The organism is Arenimonas sp. GDDSR-1, from assembly GCF_025980345.1.
Lineage (GTDB): Bacteria > Pseudomonadota > Gammaproteobacteria > Xanthomonadales > Xanthomonadaceae > Arenimonas.
The window spans coordinates 39,846-58,615 of sequence record NZ_JAPDUI010000004.1 but is presented as its reverse complement, the minus strand read 5'-3'; the positions used below and the strand labels follow the sequence as shown (position 1 = coordinate 58,615).

Annotated in this window: 21 protein-coding genes; 8 read left to right on the top strand and 13 right to left on the bottom strand. The window is 60.6% G+C overall.

The features are described 5' to 3' along the window. The 7 genes from Q0W88_RS01550 to Q0W88_RS01520 form a co-directional block, all read right to left on the bottom strand. The coding region (locus Q0W88_RS01550) for a Rieske (2Fe-2S) protein (protein WP_297799267.1) at nt 1–585 on the bottom strand (585 nt) is incomplete at its 3' end. Between the two features lie 9 nt (nt 586–594). Beyond that, nucleotides 595–2,499, bottom strand: coding sequence for a M2 family metallopeptidase (locus Q0W88_RS01545; RefSeq protein WP_297799277.1), 1,905 nt, complete (start codon nt 2,497–2,499; stop codon nt 595–597). A gap of 93 nt (nt 2,500–2,592) precedes the next feature. Continuing rightward, a complete protein-coding gene (locus Q0W88_RS01540) occupies nt 2,593–3,096 on the bottom strand; it encodes a hypothetical protein (protein ID WP_297799265.1) in 504 nt (167 codons plus the stop codon). Between the two features lie 3 nt (nt 3,097–3,099). Next, a complete protein-coding gene (minE, locus tag Q0W88_RS01535) occupies nt 3,100–3,378 on the bottom strand; it encodes a cell division topological specificity factor MinE (protein ID WP_297799263.1) in 279 nt (92 codons plus the stop codon). 3 nt (nt 3,379–3,381) lie between these two features. Beyond that, the gene (gene minD, locus Q0W88_RS01530) at nt 3,382–4,191 is read right to left on the bottom strand and encodes a septum site-determining protein MinD (protein WP_297799261.1); all 810 of its coding nucleotides are present in this window, start codon (nt 4,189–4,191) and stop codon (nt 3,382–3,384) included. A 36-nt stretch (nt 4,192–4,227) separates the two neighbouring features. Continuing rightward, nucleotides 4,228–4,980 (bottom strand): septum site-determining protein MinC, encoded by a 753-nt coding sequence (gene minC / locus Q0W88_RS01525; protein ID WP_297799258.1) that lies wholly within the window; start codon nt 4,978–4,980, stop codon nt 4,228–4,230. A 1-nt stretch (nt 4,981) separates the two neighbouring features. After that, a complete protein-coding gene (locus Q0W88_RS01520) occupies nt 4,982–5,578 on the bottom strand; it encodes a GNAT family N-acetyltransferase (protein WP_297799257.1) in 597 nt (198 codons plus the stop codon). A gap of 152 nt (nt 5,579–5,730) precedes the next feature. Here Q0W88_RS01520 and Q0W88_RS01515 point away from each other — a divergent pair, with 152 nt between their 5' ends. From Q0W88_RS01515 to Q0W88_RS01485, 7 genes are all read left to right on the top strand, one after another. Next, nucleotides 5,731–6,885 carry a sensor histidine kinase gene (locus tag Q0W88_RS01515; RefSeq protein ID WP_297799256.1) on the top strand — a complete coding sequence of 385 codons (1,155 nt, stop codon included), beginning with the start codon at nt 5,731–5,733 and terminating at the stop codon, nt 6,883–6,885. A gap of 3 nt (nt 6,886–6,888) precedes the next feature. After that, nucleotides 6,889–7,530 carry a response regulator transcription factor gene (locus Q0W88_RS01510; protein WP_297799254.1) on the top strand — a complete coding sequence of 214 codons (642 nt, stop codon included), beginning with the start codon at nt 6,889–6,891 and terminating at the stop codon, nt 7,528–7,530. 117 nt (nt 7,531–7,647) lie between these two features. Beyond that, complete coding sequence (locus Q0W88_RS01505) at nt 7,648–8,697, top strand: polyketide cyclase (RefSeq protein WP_297799252.1); 1,050 nt, start codon at nt 7,648–7,650, stop codon at nt 8,695–8,697. A 103-nt stretch (nt 8,698–8,800) separates the two neighbouring features. Next, nucleotides 8,801–9,724, top strand: a complete 924-nt coding sequence (locus Q0W88_RS01500; RefSeq protein WP_297799250.1) for an ABC transporter ATP-binding protein — start codon at nt 8,801–8,803, stop codon at nt 9,722–9,724. Continuing rightward, nucleotides 9,721–10,458 (top strand): ABC transporter permease, encoded by a 738-nt coding sequence (locus Q0W88_RS01495; protein ID WP_297799248.1) that lies wholly within the window; start codon nt 9,721–9,723, stop codon nt 10,456–10,458. Before Q0W88_RS01500 ends, Q0W88_RS01495 begins: the two co-directional genes overlap by 4 nt. A 59-nt stretch (nt 10,459–10,517) precedes the next feature. After that, complete coding sequence (locus Q0W88_RS01490) at nt 10,518–12,269, top strand: Gldg family protein (RefSeq protein WP_297799246.1); 1,752 nt, start codon at nt 10,518–10,520, stop codon at nt 12,267–12,269. Beyond that, nucleotides 12,256–12,921, top strand: coding sequence for a DNA-3-methyladenine glycosylase 2 family protein (locus tag Q0W88_RS01485; protein ID WP_297799244.1), 666 nt, complete (start codon nt 12,256–12,258; stop codon nt 12,919–12,921). Before Q0W88_RS01490 ends, Q0W88_RS01485 begins: the two co-directional genes overlap by 14 nt. Here Q0W88_RS01485 and Q0W88_RS01480 read toward each other — a convergent pair. The 5 genes from Q0W88_RS01480 to Q0W88_RS01460 all read right to left on the bottom strand — a co-directional run bounded on the left by Q0W88_RS01480 (nt 12,912) and on the right by Q0W88_RS01460 (nt 16,358). Continuing rightward, complete coding sequence (locus Q0W88_RS01480; RefSeq protein ID WP_297799242.1) at nt 12,912–13,706, bottom strand: M15 family metallopeptidase; 795 nt, start codon at nt 13,704–13,706, stop codon at nt 12,912–12,914. The two genes, Q0W88_RS01485 and Q0W88_RS01480, sit on opposite strands and share 10 nt — an antisense overlap. Further along, nucleotides 13,706–14,239, bottom strand: coding sequence for a PH domain-containing protein (locus tag Q0W88_RS01475; RefSeq protein ID WP_297799240.1), 534 nt, complete (start codon nt 14,237–14,239; stop codon nt 13,706–13,708). Before Q0W88_RS01475 ends, Q0W88_RS01480 begins: the two co-directional genes overlap by 1 nt. Further along, nucleotides 14,229–14,414: an Arc family DNA binding domain-containing protein gene (locus Q0W88_RS01470; protein WP_297799237.1), complete on the bottom strand. Its 186-nt coding sequence runs from the start codon at nt 14,412–14,414 to the stop codon at nt 14,229–14,231. The genes Q0W88_RS01475 and Q0W88_RS01470 overlap by 11 nt, the downstream gene beginning before the upstream one ends. A 9-nt stretch (nt 14,415–14,423) precedes the next feature. Next, nucleotides 14,424–15,287 carry an SPFH domain-containing protein gene (locus Q0W88_RS01465; RefSeq protein ID WP_297799235.1) on the bottom strand — a complete coding sequence of 288 codons (864 nt, stop codon included), beginning with the start codon at nt 15,285–15,287 and terminating at the stop codon, nt 14,424–14,426. Nucleotides 15,288–15,419: 132 nt separating this feature from the next. Next, a complete protein-coding gene (locus Q0W88_RS01460; RefSeq protein WP_297799233.1) occupies nt 15,420–16,358 on the bottom strand; it encodes a hypothetical protein in 939 nt (312 codons plus the stop codon). Nucleotides 16,359–16,397: 39 nt separating this feature from the next. Between Q0W88_RS01460 and purT the strand changes: the two genes are divergently transcribed. Beyond that, complete coding sequence (gene purT / locus Q0W88_RS01455; protein ID WP_297799231.1) at nt 16,398–17,594, top strand: formate-dependent phosphoribosylglycinamide formyltransferase; 1,197 nt, start codon at nt 16,398–16,400, stop codon at nt 17,592–17,594. Here purT and Q0W88_RS01450 read toward each other — a convergent pair. Further along, nucleotides 17,575–18,750 carry an endonuclease/exonuclease/phosphatase family protein gene (locus Q0W88_RS01450; protein WP_297799229.1) on the bottom strand — a complete coding sequence of 392 codons (1,176 nt, stop codon included), beginning with the start codon at nt 18,748–18,750 and terminating at the stop codon, nt 17,575–17,577. The two genes, purT and Q0W88_RS01450, sit on opposite strands and share 20 nt — an antisense overlap. Nucleotides 18,751–18,770: the final 20 nt, after the last annotated feature.

Genomic DNA, 18,770 nt, shown 5'->3' with positions numbered 1-18,770 from the left:
GTAGGTCTTCCAGTTGCAGTCGATGTCGTAACTCAGATGCTGGTGGAAGCGCAGATCGGCAAGGGCATGGCCGCTGACGGCCAGACGCTCGGCGATGCCGGCCACGTAGTCCTCGAACGGCGGCGGGTTTTCCGAAGCGGCGAACACCAGGCCTTCGAACTCACGCACCTGCAGCGCCGGCAAACGCACCGAGCTGACGTCGAAATCCGCCACATCCTTCATTTCGGTGGCGGTACGCAGGCTACCGTCCAGGTTGTAGGTCCAGCCGTGGTAACGGCAGCGCAATTGCTTGGCGCCTTTGCCCGAGCACTGCGACAACGGCCCGGCACGGTGCCGGCAGACGTTGTGGTAGCCGCGCAGCCCTTCAGCGGTACGGATCACGATGACCGGAAGCTGGCCGAGTACCGAGACCACATAATCGCCTTCATCGGCGATCTGCGAGCTGTGGCACACGTACTGCCAGTGCCGGTTGAACACGGCGGTCTGGTCCACCGCGGCCGTGCCTTCGCCGGTGTAAAAACGTGCGGGCAGGGCGGTGGCGGTGGCCAGCGCCTGCGGCTGCAGATCGGAAGGAGCACTCAACATGTCAGGCCCTTATTCCGGAGCCTGCCAGCCGCACTGCTGGCCCTTGTTCTGTTCCTTCAACCAGCTCTGCAATGGTGCGAAATATTCCAGTACGGCCGAGCCGTCCATTTCTTCCTTGCCGGTCAGTTCCTTCATGGTCTTCTGCCAGGGCTGGCTGGAGCCCTTGCTCAGCATGGCCCAGTAGCGCTTGCCGGCTTCCGGGTTGTTGGCGAAGTTGCACTGGTACAGCGGGCCTTTGTAGCCGGAGGCATCGCACAGGGCTTTGTAGAACTGGAACTGCAGGATGTGCGACAGGAAATAGCGGGTGTAGGGCGTGTTGCCCGGCACATGGTATTTCGCGCCGGCATCGAAGAAGTCTTCGCCGCGGGCGGTGGCCGGCGCCACGCCCTGGTATTTTGCTTTCAGGTCCCACCAGGCTTTGTTGTACTGCTCCGGTTTGATCGAACCGTCGAACACGCCCCAGCGCCAGCGGTCGATCATCAGACCGAAGGGCATGAACGCGACCTTAGCCAAGGCCATGCGCATCTGCCCGTTGATCACCGCTTCCTGGCTGACGGCGGGCTTGTCGACCAGTCCGATCGAATTCAGGTAATCGGGCGTCATCGACAGCACGATGGTGTCGCCGATGGCTTCGTGGAAGCCGTCGTGGGCGCCGCCCTGAAACAGGATCGGCAGTTTGTTGTAGGCCAGGTAGTAATAGACATGGCCGTATTCATGATAGAGCGTGGTCAGGTCTTCTTCGGTCGGGGTGATGCACATCTTGATGCGCACATCGCCTTTCAGATCCATGTCCCAGGCGCTGGCGTGGCAGACCACGTCGCGGTCGCGCGGCTTGATGAACTGGGCGTTGTTCCAGAACGATTCCGGCAGTTTCGGCATGCCCAGACCGGTGTAGAAGCTCTCCGACAGACGGCCCATGTCCTTGGCGTGCTGCAGATCGGCCTCATGCGAAACGTCTGCGAATTTCAGCGGACTGAGTGAGGCGGCACCCCCGGCGGCGGCCAGTTTTTCATTCAACACTTTGTCATGTTGCTTTTGCAGCACACTGTTGATGTCGAGGCTGCCGGCGCCCTTGTAGGGCTCGAGGATCGGCCAGAGATTGCCCCAGTCCTGCTGCCACAGATTGCCGGTCAGATGCGCGGGGATCATGCCCTTGATCTGGCCCTTGTCGCCGTACTTGGCGACCAGTTTGTTCTTGGTGTAGCACTGCAGTTCCTTGTACAGCGGTTCGACCTGGCCCCACAGGCGGTCGCTTTCCTTCTGGAAATCGGCCGGGCTCATGTCGTAGCCCGAGCGCCACAGTTCGCCGGTGTTGCCGAAGCCCAGATCCTTGGCGCCCTGGTTGGACAGTTCGGCGAAGCGCTGGTAGTCCTTGCGCATCGGCATGGCGATGGTGTGCCAGCCGTTCCAGGCATTCAGCTGCTGGTCGTAGGTGCTGGCGGGATCGGCCAGGATCTTGGACACGGCGCCGATATCGAGGCAGTCCTCCGGTTTCTTGCTGTCCGGGCAGTATTTGCCGGAACCGTACATGCCTTCCAGTTTGGTGGCCAGCGCGGTCAGCTCGGCCAGCGCCTTCGGGTCGTTCGGCGGCGGCAGGGTCACGCCGATCTTCAGCAGCTGGATCGCGCGTGCGGTTTCCGGCGTCATCTTGGCATCGGCCGGGAAGGTCTTGGCCTTGGCAATGTACTTGCTCATCATGGCTAGATAGCGTTCGTTGGCTTTGGCCGAAACGCGCTCGGAATCGCCGTTGATGTAGGTCGAGGCCAGCCATTGCGACGAGGTGATTTCCGGATACGCTTCGGTCAGCTCGCGGTTGACGCGGGCGATGAATTCATCGGCGGTCTCATTGGCATAAGCGGCTTCCGTCGAAGCGCCATCCCCGGTTTTCGGGCTGCAGGCAACAAGGCCGAGCAGGCTGGCGGAGATGGCAAAGGTCAAGGCGAGGCGTTGGATGTTCACGGAAGCTCCGAATGCGGGTTGGAATGCATTCGATGATATCAGGCTTCGCTAATCGACTGAAGCCTCGGCCGGGTCGGGCAGGGGAAGAACTCCGCGTTCGTAGAGGAAGCTACGGGCATCTTCAGCATCCTGTTCGAACCAGGCGCGGGCCGAACCGAGCCGGAAGCTGTAGCCCCAGGCGTCCATGTCGGCGCAGGCCCGTGCGAAACCGAAGCCGGTAATCCGGTCGGCCAGCAGTAGCTGCAGGTAGCAGGTGGCGTCTTCTTCCGGCACCGAATCGCTGGCGTCGGTATGCACGGCCGCCCGTTTTTCCGGGGGCAGCACGATCAGATGGCAGGCTTCATGCAACAGGGAATGTACCGGAGTGTCGGCGCGGGCATAAACACGGGTGCCGATCAGGCCGGCTTCGCATTCGCCCCAGTAGCTGCCGGGAATGGCTTCCCCGTCCGGAACCGCGTGCAGCTCCAAATCAAACAGGCCCAGCAACTGCCGGGCCTGTTCGAAGGAAATGTCGCGCAGGCGCACGACCGGCGCGTCCGCCTCGAAACCCATGGCTCAGCCTTTGTCGGGCAGGGCGATCTGGATGTCGAGGACTTCCTGGATGCCGTCCTTGTCTTTTTCGAAGTTGACCTTGACCGCTTCGTCATTGACCTGCACGTATTTCTTGATCACTTCCAGCAGTTCGCTGCGCAGGCGCGGCATGTAATCCGGGGCGCTGGCATCCCGGCGGGATTGGGACACCAGGATCTGCAGGCGGTTCTTGGCGGTCGAGGCCGAGGTCGGTTTGCTGTCGAGTTTTTCCAGCTGTTCGATGATGTTGCGCAGAAGTCCCATGGCTCAACCTCCGAACATTTTCGAGAAGAAGCCCTTCTTCTCGACGGTGGTGAAGCGCATCGGGCGGTCTTCGCCGAGGATGCGGGCGACGGCATCGGTGTAGGCCTGGCCGGCATCGGAGTTTTCATCGAGGATGACCGGGTTGCCCGAGTTGGACGACTGCAGCACTTCCGGCGATTCCGGAATGACGCCGACGACCTTGAGGCCAAGGATTTCCTCGACATCGCCGATGGAAAGCATCTCGCCCTTCTCGACGCGGGCCGGGTTGTAGCGGGTCAGCAGCAGGTGTTCGGTGATGTGTTCGCCGGCTTCGGCCTTCTGGGTCTTGGAGGCCAGCAGTCCGAGGATGCGGTCGGAGTCGCGTACCGAGGACACTTCCGGATTGACCACGACCACCGCACGGTCGGCGTAGTACATGGCCAGATAGGCGCCTTTTTCAATGCCGGCCGGCGAGTCGCACAGGATGTAGTCGAAACCTTCGGCAGCCAGATCCTTGAGCACCTTCTCGACGCCTTCGCGGGTCAGGGCGTCCTTGTCGCGGGTCTGCGAAGCGGCCAGGACGAACAGGTTGTCGAAGCGCTTGTCCTTGATCAGCGCCTGTTTCAGGTTGGCCTCACCGTGCACCACGTTGACGAAGTCGTAAACCACGCGGCGCTCGCAGCCCATGATCAGGTCGAGATTGCGCAGGCCGACGTCGAAATCGATGACCACGGTTTTCTTGCCGGCCTTGGCCAGGCCGCAGGCGATGCTTGCGCTGGAGGTGGTCTTGCCGACGCCGCCCTTGCCGGATGTGACTACGATGATCTCTGCCAAAATGCGCTCCTTGTCTGTCAATGTCGGTGAATCATATTAAGCCAGTTCTTCGATGCGCAGCTGGTCTTTGTCGAGCCAGATCTGCACCGCCTTGCCCAGCAGTTTTTTCGGAATTTCGTCCAGAACCTTGTACGTGCCGGCGATGGCGACCAGCTCGGCGTTGAATTCGCGGCAGAATATCCGGGCCTGGGCGTTGCCGGAAGCGCCGGCCAGGGCGCGGCCGCGCAACGGACCGTAAATATGGATGGAACCGTCGGCGATGGCCTCGGCGCCTGCGCCTACCATGGCACAGACGGTCAGATCACGCCCGGCGGCGTAAACCTGCTGGCCCGAACGCAATGGCTGGGTCTGCAGCAGCCCGGGTTCCTGATTGGCAGGCGCCGCAACAGCTGCGGTACGGGGCTCGGGTGCCGGCGTTGGCGGAGCAGGTTCGGCGGCGGCGTCCCGTTCAAATGAGGCTCTGAACTTGGCCAGAATCGGCAAGCCGACCTGTTCAGCCAGTTTTTCCACGGCCGGCGTACCGTAGGCGATGGCCACCGGCATGACGCCGGCATCGCGTAACGCATCGATCAGGGCATCGGTCGCTTCGGCATCGGGACAGGCGGGCAGCGCGCTGAAATCGAGGATCACGGCCGCATGCCGGAACAGTTTCGGCGCACGTTCGACGCGTTCCTGCATTTCGGCTTTCAGTGCCGCGAGGTCCAGCGTGCGGATGCGCAGATTGGCGATGCCGACTTGGCCGAATTTCAATTCGCCGCATTGTTCGTAGCTCACCGAAGCACCGCCCATCTCAGGTCCCCGTGGCCAGATGGCCGCCGGTCTGCGGTTTCTGGCGGGATTTCAGCCAATTGACCTGGGGCAGCTGGGCGCCATAACTGGACTGCACAAACGGAAAACTGCACAGGTCCTTGTAAAGCATGGCGGCACGCAGCGGCGAGTCCGGCAATTGATGCTGGCCGACCTCATGGAACCCGAAACTGCCGTGAAAAAGCAGGGCGGGGTGGGTACTGTCTTCGATGAACACCTCGGCAACCAGCGCCGGTGCACGCACTTCGGCGAAACTCTGCACGTCGGCATAGAACAGACGGCCGATGCCGGCGCTGCGCTGGCCTTTGGCGATGACGATGCGGTCGACGTAAACGAAGGCCTCGTAATGATCCTTGAACCAGCGGAAATTGCTGCTTTCGTAGTCGGCATCGCGGGTCATGGCAATCAGGAAGCCGACCAGACAGTCATCGGACTCGGCAACGCGGAAATAATCGGCATGCTGCCAGAAATACTGAATCTGCCCTTGGTTCATCGGCAGAATTCCGCTTCCTGCGGCATTGTTCATGGCCAGAATGGCATCCAGTTCGTGCGCTTGCACGTCGCGGATCGAAATCGACATCGAGACTACTCCAGAATCCAACCAGCCCGTCTTCGGCTTGATGCGGAATTATCGCATGGAGAGCTGGAACAGCGTTAGAGTTTTTGCACGAAAAACGGCAGGCATGACTTCTGGCGGCTTGCAAGTGATTGATTAGGGGGTATCATTCCCCGATGAATGCACGCATCAACCATCAGCAATTGCTGCGCTTTGCCGGATTGTTTACCTGGGGCATGGTCGGCATTCCTTTGCTGTATGCCTGGCGGCAGGGTTTCGATCAAAGCGGGTTGAGCCAGGTTTCAGTGAGCGGCTGGATTTTCAGTTATCTGGCGTTCGGCGTGCTGTATCTGCTGGTGACCGGCCAGCTCAACATCTACCGTCGCGGTTGGCGGGACAGCGTTAGCCTGCTGCTGCTCACCCTGTTCGCCATCGCCGTAAGTTATTATTCCGAAACGGGATTGGGCAGCATGCTGCTCACCGTCATTGCCGGCATTCTGCCCTGGCTGTTGCCGGTCCGGCTTGGTTCGCTGTGGCTGGTGGTCAGCCATCTGCTGGTCATCCCGGTGTTCATCTTCAGCTCGGATGGCCTGACCTGGTGGGAAGCCTTCCTGCAAAGCCTGCTGTACGCCGGATTTTCGACCTTCGTGTTCGTGACCGGCTACGTCGCCAAGCAGCAGGCCGCGGCCCGGGAGGAGCAGCGCCGGCTGATCGCCGAACTCCGCGCCGCACGGACTCTGCTGGCGGAAAACTCCCGGGTCGGCGAACGTCTGCGGATCTCCCGCGAGCTTCACGACCTGTTGGGCCACCATCTGACCGCGCTGAGCCTGAATCTGGAAGTGGCCGGCCACTTGAGCGAAGGCAAGGCCCAGGAGCATGTGAAGCAGAGCCATGCCCTGGCCAAGTTGTTGCTTTCCGATGTGCGCGAAGCGGTTTCGGAAATGCGTGAAGGTTGTGCCATCGACATCTTGGCGGCGATTTCGCCCTTGGTTCAGCCGATGCCCAATCTGGACATCCAATTGCATGCCGATCCCGGGTTGACCCTCGAGGATTCCAGTGTCGCCCAGGTGATTCTACGCTGTGTGCAGGAATTGATCACCAACACCATCAAACATGCCGGCGCTTCAAAGCTCGAAATTTCCTTGCAAAAGCTGGATAATTTATTGATTTTAAAGTCGGAAGACAATGGCGTCGGTGTTTCCCTGGCCCGTCTCGGCAATGGCCTGCAAGGCATGAAGGAGCGGGTCATGGCGCTTGACGGCAAACTGTTGATTCAATCGTCGCCCGGTCATGGTTTCAGTGTCAGCATTACCCTGCCTCTAGGAGATTAACGCATGATTCGAGTCGTTTTGGTGGATGACCAGACCCTGGTCCGTCAAGGGGTGAAATCCCTGCTGTCGTTGGCCGAGGATATCGTGGTTGTGGCTGAAGCCAATGATGGCCAGCAGGCCATTGATCTCATTCCGGAAATCGCCCCGGATGTGGTGTTGATGGACATGCGCATGCCGGTCAAATCCGGGCTGGAAGCCGTTCAGGAGCTCTCGGCGGCCGGCCGCTTGCCGCCCACCATCATTCTGACCACCTTCGATGACGATGAGCTGGTGTTGGCTGGAATCAAGGCCGGAGCCAAGGGCTATCTGCTCAAGGATGTCAGTCTGGAACAGCTGGTCGAGGCGATTCAGGTGGTCTCGAAAGGCGGATCGCTGGTGCAGCCGGCGATGTCGCAACGGCTGCTTTCGGGGCTGGAGGGCATGAGTAACCATTTTGTCAGCCTCGAGCGCCCGGACCCCTTGACCGAGCGTGAAACCGAGATTCTGCGGCTGATGGCTGGTGGCTTTTCCAACAAGGAAATCGCCAATTCCCTGCATGTAGCCGAAGGCACCATCAAGAATCACGTGTCCAACATCCTGTCCAAGCTGGGGGTCCGTGACCGCACCCGGGCGGTGCTGAAGGCGTTCGAACTGAAAATCGTCTAAACGGCGCACAGCCGTGGCCCAAGGAGCCGGTCCGGGCCAACCCAATCCGGATATTAAATGGTATCCTTTAGGACTGATTGCCTGAAAGGGCAGTTTGCCCCTGGAGAGAGTCTTTAAATGAACCGAATTTACGAATTCCTGATTTCGCTGGTCGTCGTTGTGGCGCTTTTTGCAGTCGTCGGCCTTTTCCTGCCCTCGAAGCGCACCGTTGAAAACAAAATCGAAAGCAACCGTCCGATCAGCACCGTTTACGATGTCCTCAACGGCTTCAACCGTTTTGACGAATGGAACGTCCTGCGCTCGGACAGCATGTTGAAATCGCAGGTCAGCGACCCCGCCACCGGCGTGGGCGCCACCATGAGCTACAGCTCGTTGAACCGTTCCACCGGCAGCGGCACCTGGAAGCTGATCGAAAGCGTTCCGCAGGAAAAAATTAAGTTCGCCATCGAAGATACCTCGCAGGGCAGCGACAAGTTCCTGACCATCCTGCTCGACCGCACCGGACCGCTCAACAAGAATGTCGAAATCCGCCAGATCTATGAAGTCGACTACGGCTGGAATCTGCTCGGCCGCTATGCCGGTCTGTACGTCGAGCGCAATGTCGGCGACAAGATCAAAGCCGGGTCCAAGCGTCTGACCACCTTCCTGGCCACCGTTCCGAAGCTGTCCTATGCCGACCGCGTCAATCCGATCACCTTTACCGAGGTTCCGGCCACGAACGCCCTGGTCGCCACCGTCATTTCCAAGCGTGACAACAACGAAATCGCCACCGGCATCGTGAACAAAATGGCCTGGATCAACAAGATCATCGCCGCCAACGGCCTGCAGGCCGCAGGCCCGATGCGCATCGTGACCAACGAGTTCACCTCCGACAGCTACAGCTTCGATGTCGTGCAGCCGGTGACCAAAAACGGCGAAAGCACCGGTGCCTGGAATGTCAGGACCGAAGCGGAAGTCACCCTCGAAGAAATTCCGGGCGGCCGTGCCGCAACCACCGATTACACCGGTTATGCCACCGGTCTGGAAAGCGAACGTCAGTCGGTACGCGCCTGGGCCATGGTCAACGGTGCTTCAACCCGTGACCGCGCCTATGAAGAGTACCTGGTGCCGCCGCAGCTGATGATGACCGAGACCGCCAAATTCAAGGTCTATTGGCCCATCAAGTAAGCAGAACTGAAAAAGCGGGCATGGCCCGCTTTTTCTTTGCCTGCCGGTTGTCAGCATCCTCGGCTTTTCTATACACTTGAACAAACCGGACGGGTGGGGCGGGATGATCCAGGCAGAAGGCATCAGCAAGCGTTTCGGCGCGATTACCGCGGTCGAGGATCTCGGCTTCCGGGTTGAAACCGGTGAAATCGCGGCATTGCTCGGCCCGAACGGCGCCGGCAAGACCACCTGCATGCGGATGCTGTCCGGATTCCTGCTGCCTGACTCCGGCACGGTCAGCATTGCCGGTTTTGATCCGGTCCGGAATCCGCGCTCGGTCCGGCAACACCTCGGATACCTGCCCGAGCATGCGCCGATTTACCGGGAATCCACGGTGCTTTCCTATCTTCGTTTCATCGCATCGGCACGGAGTCTCGGAAGACTGGCCATGTCGGCCGTGGATGACATCTGCGAGCGCCTCTGGCTGAATCCGATCGCACACCAGACCGTTTCGACGCTGTCCAAAGGGGCGATGCGGCGGGTCGCTCTGGCGGCGGCGGTCCTGCACCGGCCTCCGGCCCTGCTTCTGGATGAACCGACGGACGGTCTGGATCCGATCCAGAAACAGCAGGTCCGCCGGCTGATCCAGGAGCTGGCCAAGAACAGCGCCATATTGATGAGTACGCACCAGATCGATGACGTGTTGGCCCTGTGTCCGCGCACCCTGATCATGGCTGCCGGCCGTAAACTGCTTGATGAAAGCACCGACGATCTGCTGTTGCAGTCGAAATACCATAACGCGGTGTCATTCGTGGCCCGTGAAAGCATTGCCGCAAGGGCCGCGCTCGAGGGGCTTTCGGGCATCAGCGGATTCGAGCAGAATGCGGCCGACGGCCGTCTGTATGTGTTCGTGCAGGGCAGCAAACCGCAGAACCAGATCATCGCCGAACGACTGGTTCAGAAAAGCGTGCCCTACCATGATCTGCGTCTCGAAGTCGGGCGCCTCGATGAAGTCTTCGCAAAAACCGTCGGCGAGGCCAGAACATGAACGCCTTCGCGGCCGTGTTCAAACGCGAATTGCTGGCCTACTTCCGGACGCCGCTGGCACTGGTGTATGCGGTCATTTTCCTGATGCTTTCGAACAGTTTCGTGTTCTACCTCGGCGACCTCTACGAAACCGGCCAGGCCAGCATGCAGGCCTATTTCCGGCTCCTGCCCTGGGTCTGTCTGCTGCTGGTACCGGCCTTGTCCATGCGCAGCTGGTCCGAAGAGTTCCGATCAGGCACCATCGAATTGCTGGATGCCTTGCCCCTGGCGCCCTGGCAGCTGGTACTGGCCAAATTCGCGGCACTCTGGTGCGTGGCGGTCAGTGCCTTGCTGCTGTCGTTTCCGCTCTGGCTGACTCTGGCCTGGCTGGGCGATCCGGATCACGGCGTGATCATGCTCGGATATTTCGGCAGCAGCCTGATGCTGGCATCGATGCTGGCCGTCGGACTGTGTGTTTCTTCGTTCAGTGAAAACCAGCTGGTGGTTTACATCCTGACCGCGGTGATCCTGCTGCTTTACCTGCTGGCGGGATATCCCCTGGCTTTGAATCCGATACGCGAGGTGTTTCCGCAGCATGCGGTCGACCTGATCAGTTCGATGAGCTTCCTGACCCATCTGAATGCCGTCATCCGCGGCGTGCTCGATCTGCGCGATGCGCTGTTTTTCGCCATGACCGCGGCGTTCTGGCTGACGGTCAATCTGCTGGTGCTCAGGGCACGCAGGGGCGGCGCATGAGGATGCCGGCACCGGCCCGCTTGGCTTTTGCAGGAATGGTCCTGTTCGGGATTTATTTCATGCTTTGCCAGCTGGTGCTGGTGATGATGCCGCCGGTGCGTCTCGATCTCACCGAAAAGCGCCTGTTCACGCTCTCGGAGGGCAGCGTTCACATCCTTCGCGACATCCGCACGCCGGTCGCATTGACCCTGTACTACTCCGAAAAGGAAGCACGCCCCTATCCGCAGTTCCGCCAGTACGCCACCCGGGTCATCGAAAAGGTCGAAGAGTACGCGGCACAATCGGGCGGTCGGATCACCTTCCGCGTCCTCGATCCGGAGCCTTACTCGGCCACGGAGGATGCCGCCATCGCCAATGGCATCGCCGCCATTCCGCTGGAAGACGGCTCAGGCCCCCTGTATTTCGGACTGACGGCGCTTTCCGAGGGGCGCAGCAAGGCCATCGGCTTCGTCAAGCCCGAGGCCGAGGAACATCTGGAATACGAGCTGTCGAAACTCATACGCTCGGTGCAGCGCATCGACAGGCCGAAGGTCGCCTTGGTCACGGAGCTTCCGGTTACCGGCAATGCCAACCCCGCCTTCGGGCCGGTCACTCCGGCCTGGGTCGCGTTCCGCCAGCTCTCGGAACGCTATGAGATGGTGACGCTGTCGCCGCGTGCGCTGAAAATTCCCGATGATGTCGATGTGCTCTGGGTCATGCATCCGCGCGGCTGGCCGGCCGACAGCCTGAGCCAGATCCAGAACTACATCAATGCCGGCCGCCATGCCGTCATCCTGCTGGATCCGAACGCAGAGTCGGTCCCGGTGTTCGGAACCGGCGGCGAACTCTCCCTCGGATCGGATGCCGCCGCGCTACTGCAGCCATGGGGAATCGTTTTCAATCCGGGCCAGGTGGTGCTCGACAGCAAGTATGCCTGGCTCATGCAGCTCAACGAGAACCAGTTTCCCAAGCGCAATCCCGGTCTGATCAGTCTGCCGGGTGCCGCCATGAACCAGAGCGATGTCGTTACCGCGGATCTCGACCGCATCGTCCTGTCGAGTGCCGGTGCGCTGGATATCCGCGACAGCAGCCTGCTGCGCATCGAGCCCCTGCTGCAGAGTTCCGATGCGTCCAGACCCATCGATGCCGTGGCCTACCGCAGTGCCGCCGATGATCCCGAGAAACTGCTGAATCAGTTTGTATCCAGCCAGGAACCCTTCGTGCTGGCAGCGCGGTTCACCGGGGCACCGCCGCGCGGGGAAAAGGGAGCCGGGATCAACTTCATCGTCATCGGCGATACCGACTTCCTCAGCGACCGCCTCTGGGTGCTGGAAAGCAATCTGTTCGGCGAACCGGTATTCAGTGCCCAGGCCAGCAACGGCGATTTCTTCTTCAACATCATCGACCAGCTGTCCGGCTCGGATGACCTGATTTCCATCCGCAGCCGCGGCATGGTTTCACGGCCCTTCGAAAAAGTCGATCAGCTCCGCCGCACGGCCGAACAGCGTTACCGCGACAGCCAGGTCGGTCTGCTGGCCGAACTGGACCGGGTTCAGGCTGAAATCAATGCCCTGCAGGACGGCGGCAAAACCGATGCCGTTCTTGAAAGTCCACGCCGTAACGCCCTGGCGGCACGGAAAATCACGCTGCGCAAGCAGCTTCGCCGGATCCAGCGCGAATTGAATGAAGATGTCGAGAGTCTGGGGCAACGCATCAAGCTGTTGAATATATTCGCTCTGCCGTTTCTGCTGTTGATTGTGGCTGGCGTCATCGCGGTCCGCCGCCGCATGTTCAAAGACTATGCCCGGGTCGGCGGTCATGGCGCGGCATAAGCGCGGATTCGATGCTGCGGTAGCGCGTCGCGCTCTGGTCAAGGCCGATCCGGCGTTCGCGCCCTGGATCCGTAAAATCGGGCCGATTGATTATTCCTCCGGATGGAGCCGGCCCTTTGATGTGGCCGATGCCCTGGCACGCGCCATCCTGTACCAGCAACTCAGCGGAAAAGCCGCCGCCACCATTGTTGGCCGGGTCGAAGCGGCCATGGCCGAGCCGCGGTTCCATCACCGGACTCTGGCGCGCCTGAGTGATGCCCAACTGCGCAGCTGCGGGGTCTCCGGCAACAAGACGATGGCGCTGCGGGACCTGGCCCGGCGCGAGAAAGCCGGGGAAATTCCGGATTCGCGCCGGTTGCAGTATCTCGATGACGACGCCATCGTTTCGGCCTTGGTTCCGACGCGCGGCATCGGTCGCTGGACCGTGGAGATGATGCTGATGTTCCGGCTCGGCCGGCCGGATGTGCTGCCCATCGACGATCTGGGCGTGCGGCAGGGCGCCATGCTGCTGGATGGGTTGCCGGAAATGCCGCACCCCAAAGCCCTCGCGCTGCGCGGCCGGGTCTGGGCGCCTTACCGGACACTGGCCAGTTTCTATCTCTGGCGCATCGCCGACTTCCGCAAGGAAGCGGTCAAGCGTTCTCAGTCCTGATCACTGCCGATCCAGAACCAATGCCAGGGCTCATAACTGATGCCGTGCGCATTGCCGCGCGCATAACTCATCCGGAAGCCGAAGGCGGCTGCATTGCGGTTCAGCCAGTCGAATGCCGGCGTGTTCTCGAAACTTTCCAGCGCGGGGGCTTCTCCGGGCGTGCCGATATCGATGGCGCGGCCGCTGTGGTGCTCACTGAAGCCCGGGGCCGCGTTCACCGCAAGAATGTCATGCAACGGGATGCCGCGTGCGCTTTTGCGGCGGAAAATCCCCATTTGGTAATGCGCGCTCCGGTAACCGGATATGGCCTGCAACCGGACATCATCGGACACCGCGGCAGACTGCATCCGGGCCCAGGCCTTGGCGGCATCGTACGCCAGCCATAGAGGGCGGCGGAAGCAATCCCGGCCTGCATATTCCAACTGGACCGGCTCGGGTACCGCCGATAGGCCGACTTGCCGGCTGTAGGCCTCGGCATCGATTCCCAATTCGGCATGAAGCGGTTCCAGGTCGGTAAGCGACAGGTGGGAGGCCGCGCCATCTGCGGCGGCCAGCAGTTCATTGACCGCCTCGAAACGCTGCTGCGCGGCTGGGCTGCGCTTCAGGAAACGCAATCCGGATCCCTGCAGGGTTGCGATGTAGATTCCGCTACTGCGCTCGCGGATCAGCCAATCCGCCTGCGCCAGTTGCCGGGCGTGGCTGTTGGCGCGGGCCCGGTAAAGGCAGGCCGGCACCGCATCCAGACGACTGCCATTGATCAAGCGGTATTCGGCGGGAATCAGCATTACAGGGCCTGCAAGGTGTCGAGGAATTCCCTCGGTCGCTCCAAGCTTAATAAAACCGGCCCGCTTTGGGTAGGCAGATAGACCACTTTGCTGCGGTCGGTGATGTAAACGTGCGCCTTACGGCCGTCGTAGAGCTTGAACAGACCGGAACTCAGTCCGGGCATGGCGGCGCCCCACAGCTTCCATTTCGGACGCAGCTCCTGACGGGATTCCAGATTGACCAGCGCGGCATTGGCGCGGTCGATGCTGTTCAGGGCCCAGTGCTTGTCGATGAAGCTGACTTTGATCGACAGCCCATCCTTGCCTAATTTCGCTTGGGGATTCCTGACGCCCATGGCGGCGGCGATCAGCACCGCCGGCCCGATGCCGAACAACAGGCCCAGGAGCCAAAGCGGCATTCCGGTGAATTCATCCGGATTGCCCCACCAGATGACGCCGACGACCAGGATTGGAAGCAACGTCAAGACCGCAAAGAACCATTTGGCGGCGGCGCCGACGGGTGAAAATTCGAAAGACCGGGGTTTATCGTTCATCGCTGCTGTCCTCGTCGTTTTTTGCCGCCGGTAGGCGGTCGGCTCTGCGCAGCGCCTCGCGCAGCACATACTCGATCTGCGCGTTCAGGGAACGCAGATCGTCATCGGCCCAGTGCTGGACGGCTTCCAGCAACCGGGCGTTGATGCGCAGCGGAAACGCTTTCTTCGCAGTCATCGCAAGGGATCAGTAAATCGAACCGGTGTTGACGATCGGCTGCGTCCCGCGCTCGCCGCACAGCACCACCAGCAGATTGCTGACCATTGCCGCGCGGCGTTCCGGATCGAGATCGACGACATTGCGTTTCGAGAGCTCGCTCAGGGCCATCTCGACCATGCTGACCGCGCCTTCGACGATGCGGGTGCGGGCGGCGATGATGGCGCTGGCCTGTTGGCGCTGCAGCATGGCCTGGGCGATTTCCGGGGCATAGGCCAGATGACTGATGCGCGCTTCGATGACGCGTACGCCGGCCTCGGCCAGACGCTCCTGGATTTCCTCGGTCAGATGTTTGGCGATTTCACCGGCATGGCTGCGCAGCGAAATCTTGCCGTCTTCGTGCTGGTCATAGGGGTAGGAGGTGGCCATGGCGCGCAGTGCGGCTTCGGACTGGATGTGCACGAAGCTTTCGTAATCATCGACATTGAATACGGCTTCCGCCGAATCGACGACATTCCAGACCACCACGGCCGCGATTTCAATCGGACTGCCTTCCAGATCATTGACCTTCAGCTTGCCGGATTCGAAGTTGCGCGTGCGCAGCGAAATCTTCTTCTTGCTGTAGAAGGGGTTGTTCCAGCGCAGACCCTGTTCCTTCACGGTACCCACATACTTGCCGAACAGGCTGAGCACGGCGGCCTGGTTCGGTTCGACCATGTAAAGCCCGATCAGCAGGAATGAGAACACAATCAGGCCCGCCAGGGATCCGAAAGCGATGAGGGGGTCGTGCCCCTGGGCTCCGATGAAAAAACCGTAGGCGCAGAGCGTACATGCGGCCAGGCTGAAGATGAGAACGCCAATGCCGTTGAATGATTTGAGATTGTTTTCTTTCATGGTGACCCCCTTGGTTGATATTTAAATGATATCAAAATAAATCAGTGTGTCAACAGAATATTTATTGTTATAAATCATTTAGATACAAAAAAAGCGGCGGAGCCGCTTTTTGAAAACCATATCGATCTGCCTTCAAGGCTGCAGTCGGTCGAAGCGGATGACCGGCGTCGGCGCCTGCTCGCTGCCGACAAACAGCTGCTTGCCGTCCCGGGAATATCCGATGCCCTCGGCCTGGGGCAGCCAGGGCAGGGTAATGATGGTTTGCGGACTCAGGCTTTGGCCTTTGCCTTTGGGCATTTTGAAGAAATAAATCTGTTGATAGTTCAGCACGGCGATGGTGGTTTTATCGGGACTGAGATCGGCCGCTGTGATCTGCGCGCGGTAGCGGCCGTAATCGCCCTTACTGTTCATGGTCTGCGCATCCGGCTGGGCAATGCCTTCCAGAGTCGCCACCTTGACCGGTTTGCTGCCGTCTTTGGCGTCGAAGGGCAGGGCGAATAGCTCGGCGGGTACGCGTTTTTTCGAGATCAGGTAAAAGCGTTTGGATTCTGAAGAAGCAAACAGCGATTCGGCATCCCGTGCGCCGTCGGGCCAGTGAAAGCGGATGCTCTTGACCGGCGTGATGCTGCCGCTTTGGTTCGCATCCGCCGGCTCTTCGAAGATATGGATATAGAGTTCATCGCGGATGCCGCCGTTGTCGCCGGTATCGGCGATGGCGAGGTAGTTCTTGCCGTTCAGGGAATAGTTGGTGATGTCTTCCCAGTCGATATTGCGCACGCCTTCGGTGCTGAAGGTGCCCAGGGTCTGTGCCGCACCATCGATGGCGATGATTTCGGCCGGATTGTCCCCGTCGTTGATGGCCCAGTACACGCCATCGGCATGGTTGGAGCGGGTCAGCCCCGACAGCTCGGCCAGTTTGCCGGCGTCGGGAATGCCCGCGAAAACCGGTTCCGACCAGCGCACGGGCGTGGCTTCGGAAGTCGCCTGACAGGCCGAAAGGAACAAATAACCGACGGTGAACAGAGCCAGGAATGCACGGCGCGGCTTGAATAAAACGATGCTTTTCATCATGGGTATAATGACATAAACCGCTACCAGCAGACAATTGCCATGCATGATCATCCCCGCGTTTTCGGTACCCCTGAGGCAGGAAATGCCCTCCGTGTCCTGTTGCTGGGTTCGGGAGAGCTGGGTAAGGAGGTAGCCATCGAGCTGCAGCGTTTCGGAGTGCAGGTGATTGCCGCAGACCGCTACGACAATGCGCCGGCCATGCAGGTCGCGCACGAATGCCACACGCTGAACATGCTCGACCCTGCGGCGCTGCGTGATCTGATTGCACGGGTCAAGCCGCATCTGGTGGTGCCCGAAATCGAGGCCATCCACACCCAGACCCTGGTCGATCTGGAAGAAAACCAGGGTCTGCACGTGATTCCGACGGCGCGTGCGGCGCGCTTGACCATGGACCGCGAGGGCATCCGGCGCCTGGCCGCGGAGACTCTCGGGCTGCCGACTTCGCCGTACCGGTTTGTCGATGATGAAGCCGGATACCGCGAAGCCTTGCCGGCCGTCGGTATCCCCTGCGTCATCAAACCCGTGATGTCATCATCCGGTAAAGGCCAAAGCACCATCCGTAACGAATCCGAAATCGACGCCGCATGGCACAAGGCCCAGACCGGCGGAAGGGCCGGCACGGGCCGGTGCATCGTCGAGGGCTTCATCGATTTCGATTACGAAATCACCTTGCTCACCGTCCGACACCGGGACGGGATTTCGTTCTGTCCGCCGGTCGGCCATCTGCAGATTGACGGCGACTACCGCGAAAGCTGGATGCCGCAGCCGATGAGCGAAACGGCCTGGGCCAAGGCACAGGACATCGCACGCGCCATCACCGACAACCTGGGCGGCTACGGTCTGTTCGGTGTCGAGCTGTTCGTCAAGGGCGATGCGGTCTGGTTCAGTGAAGTCTCGCCGCGTCCGCATGACACCGGACTGGTGACTTTGATTTCGCAGGAGCTTTCCGAATTCGCCCTGCATGCCCGCGCCATCCTGGGCCTTCCGATTCCCGAAATCCGCGATTATGGTCCTTCGGCTTCGGTTGCGATTCTGGCCAAGGGCACCGGCGTTCCCGAGTTCGGCGGCGTCGCCGAAGCGCTGGCCGAAACCGGAACGGCGCTTCGTCTGTTCGGCAAGCCGTATGTGGAAGGCTCAAGGCGCGTGGCGGTGGCACTGGCACGCGATGCAACACTGGACGCCGCGCGTGAAAAGGCACGGCGTGTCGCCGCCTCGCTCAAGGTTGATTTGGTTTAAACGGCGCCAGATCAACCCAGACCATGCGGTGATCGGTGGCATCCAGCCAGTCGTGGCCCGGCTCACCGGCTTTCGGCCAAAACACCCCGTTGCCGATGACGTTCCAACCGACCGAGGGAAGCACGTAATCCAGACGAAGATTGCCGACCTTGGGTCCAAAATCACCGGTGTCATGGCGCGGAGAGCCGCGGTGTTTGCCATTGGCGCCTCCGGTGGCCTCGGCCGCCTGCGCCGCACCTTCGGAACGCGGCGTCAGCATTCTGAGCACGTGTGGGTTTTCCAGCAGTTCGACGATGGTACCCGGAATGCCATCGCCGTCGGCGGGGTCGGCGTTCAAATCGCCGGCAATGACGAAACGCCCGCCATTCTTCAGGCCGCCGTGCCGGCCGAGGTCATCGACGATCCAGTCGTTGCCGCGATTCCAGACATACTCGCCCCAGAACCGGATTTCATCGGCATTGCGTCTGCCGTTCCGGTCTTCCGGGCCGTCGAATACCGGTGGTGTCGGATGCGACACCAGAAAGTGCAGGATGCCCAACGGCGTTGCGACCGGAACATCCCAGTGCGATTTCGAGGACAGGCGGAAGGCATTCCAGGCCGCTTCCGAATACCATGGCGAACCATCGGGACGCACCGGAATCCGCGCCTGCGGCATGTCCTTCCAGAGGAATTTCTGGAATGTCCGGACGGCCTGTTGATCGATGGGGAATTTCGACAGCACCAGCATGCCGTATTGACCGGGATGGTTGCCGAAACCGAAAGCATCATTGCCGCCTTCGATTTTTCCATCGCCGTTCAGATCGAAACCGCTCGGAACCCCGGTGTTGACCGGAGCGAAATAGCGGTAGTTGTAGGTGATGGGCTTCTGGCCGAATTGCCCCTTGCCCAGATACATTTTCTGGAACAGATCGGCCGCGCGACCTTCGGCATCGTAATCGAATTCATTGAGCAGCAGCAGATCGGGGCGTTGGTGTTGGATTACGGCCGCGATTTTCCGGGCCGGCGCATCGCCCTGTTGCAGACGCCCGATCAGTCCGCCGGCCTGATCGGAATACAGGGAGGTATTGAAGGTCGCAACGCGGATCCGGTCCGCCGCTGCTTCCGCATTCACCGTCGTCAGGCTGGCGAGCAGAGTCATGAAGGCAAATAAACGCATGGCGCGTCCGTTTCTGGGTT